This is a genomic window from Acinetobacter sp. 809848 (assembly GCF_000581275.1).
GTDB lineage: Bacteria > Pseudomonadota > Gammaproteobacteria > Pseudomonadales > Moraxellaceae > Acinetobacter > Acinetobacter pittii.
The window spans coordinates 122,300-135,396 of the sequence record NZ_JEXG01000002.1; the positions used below are offsets into that span (position 1 = coordinate 122,300).

Here is a 13,097-nt window from a genome sequence, read left to right on the forward strand (position 1 = left end):
TCAAATCTGCTCTGGTGAATTTTCACCAACCAATGCACCAAACACAGATGCTCCATGTTCAGCTGGCGCAGCAGCAGCACGGAAAACACCAAATAATTCACGGCCAAAGCCAACTTCGTTTTCTGCCTGATGTTCTGGCTGTGCAACAGGGCGTGACTGCCATACATCGTCATCTATTTCAACATCGAGTACGCCAGCCTCAGCATCAATGATTAACATATCGCCTGTTTGCACTTTAGCAATCGGCCCATTTAGTAAGGCCTCTGGAGATAAATGAATCACCGCAGGAACTTTACCTGAAGCACCAGACATACGCCCATCAGTGACTAAAGCAACGTGGAAACCTTGATCTTGTAAAACACCCAACACAGGAGTTAAACGATGCAATTCAGGCATACCATTCGCACGCGCACCTTGGAAACGAACAACCGCAATAAAGTCTCGGTGTAATTCACCACGATCAAATGCAGCTTGCACTGCTTCTTGAGAATCAAACACAATTGCTGGAGCTTTAACTTTACGGTGTTCTTGCGCAACAGCAGAAATCTTGATCACACCACGGCCAAGGCGACCTTGCATTAAACGCAAGCCACCATCTGGTTGAAACGGCGCATCAATGCTACGTAGAACTTTGTCATCAAGGCTTTGAACCACACCGTCAACCCAAGTGAGCTTACCGTCAATCAGTTTTGGTTCTTTGGTGTAATGTTGCAAACCTTTACCAGCTACTGTCGTTACATCGTTATGCAACAGACCAGCTTCAAGTAAGTTACGAATGAGGAAAGCGACCCCACCCGCAGCTTGGAAATGGTTTACATCAGCCTTACCATTTGGATAGATTTTTGCGAGTAATGGAACAACAGCCGATAACTCATCAAAGTCATCCCAGTCAATCAAGATGCCAGCAGCGCGAGCAATCGCAATCAAATGCAAAGTATGGTTGGTTGAACCACCGGTAGCGAGTAACGCCACGATGCCATTGATAATGGCTTTTTCATCAATCACATGACCAATCGGCGTATAGTTTCCGCGCTCAACTGTCAAATCAAGTACACGAATCGCAGCTTCTGCAGTGAGTGCATCACGTAATGGTGTATGAGGATGAACAAATGCGGCACTTGGCAAATGCAAGCCCATGACTTCCATCAGCATCTGGTTACTATTGGCTGTACCGTAAAAAGTACAAGTCCCTTGTCCGTGATAAGCAGCTGACTCAGCTTCTAGCAAAGCATCTCGGCCAACCTGACCCGTCGCAAATTGCTGACGAATTTTAGCTTTCTCATCGTTAGATAACCCACTGGTCATTGGGCCGGCTGGCACAAAAATAGTAGGCAAATAACCAAACTGCAAAGCACCAATCAGTAGGCCCGGCACAATCTTGTCGCAAACACCTAGACACAGTGCTGCGTCAAACATGTTATGTGACAATGCAATCGCTGTACTCATCGCAATGGTTTCACGAGAGAACAATGACAGTTCCATGCCAGCATTACCTTGGGTAATACCGTCACACATCGCAGGAACACCACCTGCAAACTGTGCCACGCCGCCATTCTCACGAGCGGCTGTTTTAATTAAATCTGGAAATGTTTTATAAGGTGCATGGGCCGAAAGCATTTCGTTATATGAAGATACGATGCCAATATTTGGTTCACGGCCTACTTTAATAATTAATTTTTCATTATCGTCCATACTGGCAAAACCATGAGCCAGATTGGCACATGAAAGTGCTCCACGAGCAGGAAATTTGCCTTGTGCATGTTCAATACGTTGTAAATATGCAGAACGAGTTTTTTGACTACGTGCGATTACACGCTCGGTCACTTTTGCCAATACTGGATTCGGCAAGTCCATGCTGGACGCTCCTGTACAACCGGATAAGCCGGAACATAAAAATAGACCAAATGATATATTTCATCATCATTTGATAAGGGGAAGGAACAATATTATTAAGGCAAAAAGCGACATGCAAGCCCTAGTCAATTTTACGGTAATACCTGAGCATGGCTATTAAATACAAATTATGTTTAAGTTTTAAACAAGAGGCTGGTTTTATTTTTGACTATATTTACTGGTATATTAATCTCTAACAACTATGAGAAAATTCTCATAATATCAAAGCAGTAAAATATTCTTATAAATGTATTAATACTGGCTTTTTTATACTAAGTTTTATATTAAAAATGTTTATGATTTATATATTTTAACCTATATATAAACGATTAAAATTTAATTTTATTTACGTATATTATTTGTAATACTCCCCTCTAGTTTGATTAAAATAACACCACTTCTTTTTTCTTAAAAAATTTATACCAAATATTTGAAAAATACATTAAATAGAAATTTACCTTTCATAAATATATACAAAAAACTCGTTTCTACACGTATAAAAAAACAAGGAATACAGTGGTTAAGCTTTATACTGGACAAATGTTAGTTACAAATAATTTGATGGTCGATAGTGCTTAAGTCTAATGGGCTAAAGTCTATCTTGGACAGAAAAACAACACATGTTAAAACATGACAACCCGTTCAATCTGTATCGAAAAATAATACATGTTGAACAGGAAGTTAGGAAAACTATTTTAAATCAGGACTTGGGTATTTCAACGTGGCTACATCAGTATTAGTTATCAATTGCGGCTCTTCATCAATTAAATACGCACTGGTTTCAGAGCGTCGTGAAGATCGTATTTACGGTTTAGCAGAAAACTTGGGGGCAGCTGATGCTCGTATTAAGGGAATTACAGTAGGTGGTGAACCACTTGAACTTTCAATCCCTTATGCTGATCATGCCAAAGCTTTAGAAACTTTACTTGCACGTCTTGCCAACTACAAACCGCAAGCAATCGGACATCGTGTTGTACACGGGGGTAGTTTAACCAAAGCAGAATTACTCACTCCTGAAATTATTGAACGTATTCGTGCTGCGACACCTTTAGCCCCACTTCATAACCCAGCACATTTAATTGGTATTGACGCAACCGTACGTCTATTTCCTGAATTACCTCAAGTTGCCGTATTCGACACTGCATTCCATCAAACCATGCCACCGCATGCATATCGTTATGCAATTCCTAAGTTTTTATATACTGACCACAATGTCCGCCGTTATGGCTTCCATGGTACAAGTCACGCCTATGTGTCTGACAAAGCGAGTGAGCTGGCAGGTAACCTGAAAAAAGGTGGATGGTTAACAGCGCATCTAGGAAACGGCAGTTCAACTTGCGCAGTGTGGAATGGACAAAGTGTTGACACGTCTATGGGCCTTACTCCACTTGAAGGCGTAGTGATGGGAACGCGTAGTGGTGACGTTGATCCAAGCTTACATAGCTTCCTTGCGAAAAACCTCGGTTGGGATTTAGCAAAAATTGATAAAGTTTTAAATAATGAAAGTGGCTTACTAGGTTTATCTCAACTGTCTAACGACATGCGTACAGTGATTGAAGCTGCTGAAAATGGTAATGAAGATGCTAGTCTTGCAATTGAAGTGTTTAGCTATCGCCTTGCAAAATCACTGGCTGCATTAAGCTGTGGCTTACCGACTTTGGACGGTCTAATCTTCACAGGCGGTATTGGCGAAAACTCAGCTTATATTCGTGAAAAAACCTTAGCTTATTTACCTCATTTTGGTTTGCAGCTTGATAAAGATCAAAACAACAACCTAAAACGTGGCACTGAAGGACGAATCGACAATGGAACAGGACCTCAAATTTGGGTCATTCCTACAGACGAGGAAGGCCGTATTGCCAAAGAAACTCGTCAAGTTGTTGAAGCAGCAGAAAATACAGCATCTGTAGCAAGCCTTGCCTAATTAGAGCTTAGCGAAAACTCGATATTCGTTTATTTATAGGTTTATATGAATACAATTTTATTGATTCCTACAGGCGAAGGGGTTGGTTTAACCTCTGCCTGCTTAGGCATGATTTACGCACTTGATTGTAACGGGATTAAAGCAGGCTTTTTAAAACCATTTTCTCAAGAAGACCAAGAACATCTTGACCGAACCACTTCATTATTTGGTCATTTATTTCAAAGTAAAACTGTTCAATCTATTTCGCATGAAAAATTAACTCAGCTTATTGCCGCTGGGGAAGTAGATGAATTACTTGAAGAAGCTGTTAGCCTTCATCGTAGTGTTGCAGCAGACCATGATGTCATTATTGTGGAAGGCTTATTACCTAACGGACAAGACCACTTTGCCAGTGAACTCAACGCAAGTCTTGCTCAAGCACTTGATGCAGAAGTCGTGCTGGTCAGCACAGCAGATATTCAAAACCCGAAAAAAGCAGCAGAAAAAGTAGATGCTCATTTACGTCAGTTTGGTGGAGCAACATCAAATCGTACTGCTGGTGTACTGTTTATGCGTACCCGTGGATTAACTGAAGAAACAGCACAAATTCCTGTTGCGTTTGATCCATCGTTACGACCGACTGAAGAAATCGCAAAATTTACGACCGAACTGCAAAAATATAATCGTTATTTCGGCTCTAGTGACTTACCAATTATTGGACTTGTTCCTTTTAGTAACACGCTAAGCGTACCGAGAACTCTCGATATTGCAAATGTCATTGATGGGCAATGGGTACATCAAGGTGAAGCTAAAACACGTCGAATTTTGCATTCGAGTTTAATTGCTTCAAGCATTGAATATGAACTGAATAAGTTTATTGCAGGCGAGTTAATTATTAGCGCATCTGAGCGTACCGATGTTTTACTTGCAAGTAGTTTGGCAACCAGCAATGGTATTCCTCTTGCAGGTTTGGTACTGACTGAACGAGAAGCACCAGCACCAGAACTTTTAGAGTTTTGCCAAAGTGCAATTAAACAAGGGTTACCGATTTTACATACCCGTTTAAACACACTTGAAACTGCACAGCGTTTATCTAATTTTGGCAATGAGATTCCAACTGACGATACTGAACGTGCAGAGCAAGTGACTCGATTTGTTTCAAGTCATATTGATGTTGAATGGCTTAAACAGCACAGCAACAATGCTGCTACCCCTCGCCTGTCGCCATCAGCTTTCCGTCATGAACTGGTGCAAAAATCGATTGCAGCGAAAAAACGGATTGTGCTACCTGAAGGTGATGAACCACGCACCATTCAAGCTGCGGCAATTTGTCAGGCACGTGGCATTGCCGACTGTATTTTGCTGGCTAAACCAGATGCTGTGCACGATGTTGCAAAAGCACGCGGTATTGAATTACCTGCTGAATTGGCAATTGTCGACCCTGATAGTATTCGTGATCAATACGTTGTACCAATGGTTGAGCTACGTAAAGGTAAACTCAACGAGCTGCAAGCGAAAGAACAACTTCAAGATACCGTAGTGCTTGGCACCATGATGTTAGCCTTAGATCAAGTCGACGGTTTAGTTTCAGGTGCGGTACACACCACAGCAAATACGGTCCGCCCAGCATTCCAACTCATCAAGACAGCACCTGAATATTCACTAGTTTCATCTATATTCTTTATGCTTTTACCAGATGAAGTTTATGTATATGGTGACTGTGCGATTAATCCAGACCCGACAGCAGAACAACTTGCTGAAATTGCAATTCAGTCGGCTGACTCAGCGAAAGCCTTTGGAATTGACCCGCGTATTGCCATGATCAGCTACTCAACCGGTACTTCCGGAACAGGTGCTGATGTTGAAAAAGTACAGCAAGCAACTCAAATTGCTCAACAACGTCGTCCTGACTTACTGATTGATGGTCCACTTCAATACGATGCAGCTTCAGTTGAAAGTGTGGGGCGTCAAAAGGCACCTGACTCACGCGTTGCTGGCCGTGCGAATGTATTTATCTTCCCAGATTTAAATACGGGTAATACCACTTACAAAGCAGTACAGCGTGCTGCAAATGTTGTGAGCGTTGGACCAATGCTGCAAGGCCTCAACAAACCAGTCAATGACTTATCTCGTGGAGCCTTGGTAGATGACATCGTCTTTACCATTGCATTAACGGCAATTCAGGCAGAACAGCAAGCCACTGCCAAATAATTAATAAATTCACCTTTACTACCTCTCGCCATTTGATATCCGCTCAAATGGCTTTTTTTATTTTAGTCATTCAAAAATAAATAATTTTCCGATTTCTGGCATTTAAATCACATCAATATCTTCTTATGCGACTTTCGGTCAAAAGATCAACCAATCTCCCACAACACCCTCTTTTTGTCATATAATTTAGCCCGCTAGCTAACAGCCCGCTCAAGAGATTTTCTGGTATGACAACGATTATCAAACAAGATGACTTGATTACATCGATCAAGGACGCCCTACAGTTTATTTCGTACTATCACCCGCAAGACTTTATCCAAGCGATGAGCCGTGCTTATGATCGCGAAGAAAACAAAGCCGCAAAGGATGCAATTGCACAGATTCTAATTAACTCTCGCATGTGTGCGGAAGGTCATCGTCCAATTTGCCAAGATACTGGTATTGTTAACGTTTTCCTTGAAGTGGGCTTAGATGTTAAATTTGATTTAACGATGAGCTTAGACGATGCAGTAAATGAAGGTGTTCGCCAAGGTTACCTTGAAAACAGCAACGTTCTTCGTGCATCTGTACTTGCTGACCCTGCATTTGGTCGTAAAAATACAAAAGATAATACCCCTGCTGTAATTCACTACAAACTCGTTCCGGGTAACAAAGTAGATATTACTGTTGCTGCTAAAGGTGGCGGTTCAGAAAACAAATCTAAACTTGCGATGCTTAACCCATCTGACTCGATTGTTGACTGGGTACTTAAAACCGTTCCAACTATGGGTGCAGGCTGGTGTCCTCCTGGTATGCTCGGTATTGGTATTGGTGGTACTGCTGAAAAAGCCATGATGCTTGCTAAAGAAGCACTCATGGAAGAAATCAATATGGATGAATTACTTCGCCGTGGACCAGAGAACAAAATCGAAGAGCTTCGTATAGAAATCTTTGAAAAAGTAAATGCACTTGGTATTGGTGCACAAGGTCTCGGTGGTTTAACGACTGTTCTTGATATTAAGATTAAAGATTACCCATGTCATGCTGCTGGTAAACCAGTAGGTATGATTCCTAACTGTGCTGCTACTCGTCATGCTCACTTCCAGCTTGATGGTACAGGTGTAGCTCATATTCAAGCACCAAAACTTGAAGACTACCCATCTGTAACTTGGGACTCTTCACAGTCTAAACGCGTAAACCTTGATACCATTACTCAAGAAGAAATGGACTCTTGGAAACCGGGTGACACATTACTTCTTAGCGGAACAATGTACACAGGTCGTGATGCTGCGCACAAACGTATGGTTGAAATGATCGATAATGGTGAAGAATTACCAGTTGATCTTAAAGGTAAGTTTATTTACTACGTTGGCCCTGTTGATCCAGTGGGTGATGAAGTCGTTGGTCCTGCTGGCCCTACAACTGCAACACGTATGGATAAATTCACACGTAAAGTATTAGAACATACTGGCCTATTCGGTATGATCGGTAAAGCTGACCGTGGTCCTACAGCAATTGAAGCAATCAAAGACAACAAAGCAACTTACTTAATGGCAGTTGGTGGTGCGGCTTACCTCGTATCTAAAGCTGTTCGCGAAGCTGAAGTTGTTGCGTTTGCAGACTTAGGTATGGAAGCCATCTACAAATTCGTAGTTGAAGATATGCCTGTTTCTGTTGCAGTTGATGTAAACGGTACTTCAATTCACGCAGTAGCTCCAAAAATCTGGCAAGCGAAAATTGGAAAAATTCCAGTAGTCGATGCAGCAGCTGGCTAATCAAGAAAAGCACCGAATTCGGTGCTTTTTTTATGCATTCTTTTTTTATTTTAAAATCTGAAAAGAATTGTAACAATTACTTCGTCAATCTGTGCTATTAATGAAAGCACCCTCTCGCCAAATATTGAATATAGGTCATTTCATGACTATTCGCCCTATTCTTAAAAATCTCTCAATCAGCCTCTGCCTAAGCTGTATTACCACAAGCTTATTTGCCTCTCCTGCCAAATTAAGTTCAGTTAAAGAACTCATGCAAATGAGCCAAATTGATTACCTGCTTAAAGAATCAATTAATGAATTAACACCTTATTATGATCAACAGGCAGAACAGATCGTTAGTAATATCACGGGTATCAAAACTTTAGGTCCAAAAGAAAAAGAGGCCGCGAAGAAGTTAGGTTTACTCCTAAAAGATTCGAGCAATCAGCTCATTAGCAATCCAAAAACCGCCCAAGCCTTACAGGATATTTATCTTAAGACTTATACTGAAGAGGAAATTCAGGCTAATCTGAAATTTTTAAAAACCCCAGAAGGCCAATCAATTACGCGCAAAAACGTACAGATTATGGGGCAAATTTCAGAATATATGATGGAGTTGGGACAGCAAACATTTAATGACCCTAAAGCACGAGATCATATGCAAGAAGAGATGCTTAAAATTCTTGCACCGTTGATGAAAGATAAAGAAAAGTCTTAACTTTTCTTTATCTTTTTTAGGCTATTACCAAGTTAAAGGATTCCATAATTTAAATGGTTTAATCAGATGTACATCTGATTTTTCATCATATTTGGCTGGCTTTAATTCTTGTGGTTTATGACGGATCTTTCCTGAAGCATCTTCAGCCACAAAATTATAGCTAGAAGATTTCAACTCGGTAAATGCTATCTCTCTACGTCCAATATTGTCTTGCATTAACATAAATGGACCAGTATGTTCACTTCGGTCCATTTTATTTTCTTCATCATATTTCAAATAATAAGACGTTCCCGCCTCAACAGTGATATCAATATATTTTGGTTCTTGAAAATGGATACCAAGTAAAGGGCGACTCGCAGAAAGGCGATATGTTCCTGCTGGCAACTCAATCCAGTAATAATGATTATGTAATAGACTCGGAATGCGCTTACCATTCACAAAGAGATTAATCGCTGCGATTTCCTGACGATTCCATTTTGTGTCTGGTCGATATAGATAAACTACAGCTGCCTGTTCATTTTGTGGTTTAATTGGAGCAAAAGTCTGACCCAATTTTTGGTTGACCCACCCTCCTACAGTAAAACCGCCTAAATGATATTGATCTAATAAACCAGGTTCTTTTTCAACATCAACTTTAGGTAGAGTCGCGATCAATTCACTCGGATTTTTTTCTAAATGAGATGAACTTTGACAGCCCACAAATAGTCCGGCACAGCACAAAGATACGATTAAATAACGCATGGCATCCCTCAAAGCGTTTTGTTTTTGATTTATTTTTTACACCGCAAAACTATGCGTATTTTGTATTTTTAAGATTAACACTACCCATATAAATTGAAAACAAAAAAAGCATGAATCACTAACGCGATTCATGCTTTTTAGATGAATGAAATCTATGCAGACTTCGAATCAATAACCTTTAAATCTGCCTTAGCAACACTTTCATGCGTTGCAGCTTCTTTAGGCTGACGTTCAGCCTGATAAACAGGTTCTGCTTCACCATTAATAACTGCTTCATTAATAATGACTGTTCCAACATCTGTACGACTTGGTAAATCATACATAGTTTCAAGCAGTACGTTTTCCATAATAGAACGTAGACCACGCGCTCCTGTATTACGTTCAAGCGCTTTTTTAGCAACAGCACGCAATGCAGAGTCTTCAAAGATTAGATCAACATTTTCCATAGTGAAAAGATATTGATACTGGCGAGTTAATGCATTTTTTGGCTCAGTCAAAATTTGCATTAAAGCTTCTTCGTCTAGCTCTTCAAGTGTCGCAATCACTGGTAAACGACCAATGAATTCAGGAATTAAACCAAATTTCACTAAGTCAGTTGGCTCAACCTGACGGAACAATTCAGCAAGCTTTTTGGTTTCATCTTTGTTTTTAACGTCAGCTGTAAAACCAATACCGCCTTTCTCTTGACGCTGTTGTACAATTTTTTCCAAACCAGAAAATGCACCACCACAAATAAATAAGATATTTGAGGTGTCAATTTGGATAAACTCTTGCTGTGGATGCTTACGACCACCTTGAGGCGGAATCGAAGCAACTGTACCTTCAATCATTTTTAATAATGCTTGTTGTACACCTTCACCAGACACATCACGCGTAATTGATGGATTTTCAGATTTACGAGTAATCTTATCAATCTCATCAATATAGATAATGCCCTTCTGAGCCTTCTCTACATCGTAGTCTGCTTTTTGCAAAAGCTTTTGCACAATATTTTCAACATCCTCACCCACATAACCAGCTTCGGTTAATGTTGTTGCATCTGCCATCGCAAATGGAACATCTAAAAGGCGAGCTAATGTTTGCGCAAGTAAAGTTTTACCTGAGCCAGTAGGTCCAATCAGTAAGATATTACTTTTAGCAATTTCTACTTCTTTAGACACATGGCCATTATGACCAACTTTTAAGCGCTTATAATGGTTATAAACCGCAACAGATAATGTCTTTTTGGCAAGATCTTGACCAATAACATATTGATCAAGCGCAGCACGTATTTCATGTGGTTTTGGCAATGCCTTACTCGCCCAGTCACCTGCTTCAACCTGTTGGCTGGTTTGTACAAGGTCTAAGCAGACATCCACACATTCATTACAAATATATGCGTCCTCACCTGCAATCAGTTTCCCGACTTCAGACTGCGTTTTACCGCAAAATGAACAATGTTTTTGTCCTTGAGGATGTTCGGACATATTCACTCCACAAATAGAATCTTAAATATTAGGGCAAGATGCACTGCATAAATAACTAAATGGAGACCTTTTTCAACATCTCAAGTTATTTATATAATAAGGTCCTTATGGACGCTTACTTAACACCTGATCAACCAGACCATATTCTTTAGCAGCTTGGGCTGTCATAAAGTTATCGCGGTCAGTATCACGAGCAACGGTTTCATAGTCTTGACCACTGTGCTCTGCCATTAAGCGGTTCAAACGTTCTTTAATAAAGAGGATTTCACGCGCATGGATTTCAATATCCGATGCTTGACCACGGAAACCACCCAATGGTTGATGAATCATGACACGGGCATTTTCTAAACAATAGCGTTTGCCTTTGGCGCCCGCATTTAACAAGAATGCACCCATTGAAGCAGCTTGACCCATACAATATGTCACGACATCAGGCTTAATAAACTGCATTGTGTCATAAATGGCCATGCCCGCTGTCACAGATCCACCTGGAGAGTTGATATAAAGGTGGATATCTTTATCAGGATTTTCAGCTTCTAAAAACAACATTTGGGCAACAATCAGATTTGCCATGTTATCTTCAACTTCACCTGTCAAAAAAATGACGCGCTCACGTAAAAGTCGTGAATAAATATCAAAAGAACGTTCGCCGCGAGAAGATTGTTCAACCACAACAGGAACTAAAGCATTTTCAATTGTTGGAACATACATACGTTATTTATTCCTAAATTTTTTGTGACTTAACCTATGGCAACAATATGCGGGATAATTTCTCAAATTGCAAAAGGTTCGCACTGAAATATTATATTATTTATACCTAAGTACTTAATGCCGCACTCTAATTGACCACATAAAGAAAAACAAAAAAGGCGCCTCAGGCGCCTTTTTCTGACTTCTCAAAAGATTAGCCCATACGGCGAGCTTGCTGTTCTTTCAATAAGTCATCATAAGATACAGCTTTGTCAGTCACTTTAGCACCAGCTAAGATGTGATCAACAACTTGATCTTCTAATACAACTGCTTCGATTTGAGCACGTTGTTGAGCATCATTTTTGAAGTATTCGATCACTTCAGTTGGATCTTCGTAAGAAGAAGCCATGTCATCAATGTAAGCATCAACGCGAGCTTGGTCAACTTCAAGTTTAGCATCAGCTAAAACTTTGCTTACCAATACGCCAAGCTTAACAGAACGCTCTGCTTGTTCTTTGAACAATTCGTCAGGAAGCATGCTCTTGTCAAAAGATTGCGCGCCTGCACCACCAAATTGTTGAGTGAACTGTTGAACCATTTGTTGACGTTGACGGTCAATTTCTTGAGCAACCATTGCAGTTGGAACTTCAACTTCATTCGCAGCAACAAGAGCATCAAAAGCAGCTTGTTTAACTTGGTTACGTAAACCATTGCGAACTTCACGTTCCATATTCTTACGAACGTCAGCTTTTAACTTCTCAACGCCTTCTTCTTCAGTTACACCGAAGATTTTTAAGAATTCAGCATCAATTTCTGGAAGTTTAGATTTTTCAACTTGCTTCACAGTGATTTTGAACTGAGCTGCTTTACCAGCCAAGTTTTCAGCTTGGTAATCTTCAGGGAAAGTAACGTCAATTACTTTCTCTTCACCAGCTTTCATGCCAATGATGCCATCTTCGAAGCCAGGGATCATACGACCTGAACCTAACACAAGTTTAAAGTCTTCAGCAGAACCGCCTTCAAACTTCTCACCATCGATAGTGCCTTCAAAGTCAAAAGTCACTTGCATGTCTTTTTTCGCCATACCCTTGGTTACAGCCCAAGTTTGACGTTGTTTTTGCAAGTTTTCGATCATAGCGTCAACGTCAGCGTCTTTGATTTCAGCTGATTTACGTTCAACTTCTAAGCCGTCAAATGCTTTTACTTCAATTTCTGGATAAACTTCTACAGTTGCTTCAAAAACTAAAGCGTCTTCTTTATGTTCAACTTTCTCAATGTTCGGCATACCTACCGCATTGATTTTTTCTTGTTGAATTGCTTCAAAAACGCTATCACGAATGATGTCATTTACAACTTCTTGATAAATGCTTGCACCGTATTCGCGACGAACAACGTTTTCAGGTACTTTACCTGGACGGAAGCCGTTGATCTTCACAGTTTTGGCAGTGCGCTTCAAACGAGCTTCAAATTGCTCGTTAATACGGCTCGTCGGTACAGACACATTTAAACGACGGGCAACGCCCGAAACCGCTTCAGTCGTTACTTGCATGGCTTCCTCGATAAAAATTAGTTAGTAGGAACAGTTTTTAAAAAAGTGCTGTATTATATGACAACTTTCAAGATATACAAAATTAACCGATCACTTCATGTAAGTGAAGGACATTATTCTAGTAAATTTCACAGTAATTTTATGATTCTTTAAATATTTTTCATAAGTACTTAAGTAAAACTAATTTTTTAGT

At 40.3% G+C, this 13,097-nt stretch carries 10 protein-coding genes; 5 read left to right on the plus strand and 5 right to left on the minus strand.

The window, feature by feature from the left end; genetic code table 11:
• Positions 1 to 1,854, minus strand: a complete 1,854-nt coding sequence (gene edd, locus J536_RS06985; RefSeq protein ID WP_032062482.1) for a phosphogluconate dehydratase — start codon at positions 1,852 to 1,854, stop codon at positions 1 to 3.
• A gap of 659 nt (positions 1,855 to 2,513) precedes the next feature.
• Here edd and J536_RS24950 point away from each other — a divergent pair.
• The 5 genes from J536_RS24950 to J536_RS07005 all read left to right on the plus strand — a co-directional run bounded on the left by J536_RS24950 (position 2,514) and on the right by J536_RS07005 (position 8,458).
• A complete protein-coding gene (locus J536_RS24950; protein ID WP_005804223.1) occupies positions 2,514 to 2,633 on the plus strand; it encodes a hypothetical protein in 120 nt (39 codons plus the stop codon).
• A complete protein-coding gene (locus J536_RS06990) occupies positions 2,615 to 3,817 on the plus strand; it encodes an acetate/propionate family kinase (protein ID WP_005066132.1) in 1,203 nt (400 codons plus the stop codon). The genes J536_RS24950 and J536_RS06990 overlap by 19 nt, the downstream gene beginning before the upstream one ends.
• A gap of 45 nt (positions 3,818 to 3,862) precedes the next feature.
• Complete coding sequence (pta, locus tag J536_RS06995; protein WP_017482030.1) at positions 3,863 to 6,007, plus strand: phosphate acetyltransferase; 2,145 nt, start codon at positions 3,863 to 3,865, stop codon at positions 6,005 to 6,007.
• Positions 6,008 to 6,234: 227 nt separating this feature from the next.
• The gene (locus J536_RS07000) at positions 6,235 to 7,761 is read left to right on the plus strand and encodes a fumarate hydratase (protein ID WP_002115045.1); all 1,527 of its coding nucleotides are present in this window, start codon (positions 6,235 to 6,237) and stop codon (positions 7,759 to 7,761) included.
• A gap of 142 nt (positions 7,762 to 7,903) precedes the next feature.
• Positions 7,904 to 8,458: a DUF2059 domain-containing protein gene (locus J536_RS07005; protein ID WP_004794750.1), complete on the plus strand. Its 555-nt coding sequence runs from the start codon at positions 7,904 to 7,906 to the stop codon at positions 8,456 to 8,458.
• Between the two features lie 24 nt (positions 8,459 to 8,482).
• Here the strand turns inward: J536_RS07005 and J536_RS07010 are convergent, their stop codons facing one another.
• The 4 genes from J536_RS07010 to tig all read right to left on the minus strand — a co-directional run bounded on the left by J536_RS07010 (position 8,483) and on the right by tig (position 12,904).
• Complete coding sequence (locus tag J536_RS07010; RefSeq protein ID WP_032062484.1) at positions 8,483 to 9,199, minus strand: DUF2846 domain-containing protein; 717 nt, start codon at positions 9,197 to 9,199, stop codon at positions 8,483 to 8,485.
• Between the two features lie 152 nt (positions 9,200 to 9,351).
• Positions 9,352 to 10,665, minus strand: coding sequence for an ATP-dependent Clp protease ATP-binding subunit ClpX (gene clpX / locus J536_RS07015; RefSeq protein WP_002114726.1), 1,314 nt, complete (start codon positions 10,663 to 10,665; stop codon positions 9,352 to 9,354).
• A 105-nt stretch (positions 10,666 to 10,770) separates the two neighbouring features.
• Entirely contained in the window at positions 10,771 to 11,376 is a 606-nt protein-coding gene (gene clpP, locus J536_RS07020) for an ATP-dependent Clp endopeptidase proteolytic subunit ClpP (protein WP_002114870.1), read from the minus strand.
• A gap of 193 nt (positions 11,377 to 11,569) precedes the next feature.
• Complete coding sequence (gene tig / locus J536_RS07025) at positions 11,570 to 12,904, minus strand: trigger factor (protein ID WP_005079155.1); 1,335 nt, start codon at positions 12,902 to 12,904, stop codon at positions 11,570 to 11,572.
• Between the last annotated feature and the right edge of the window lie 193 nt (positions 12,905 to 13,097).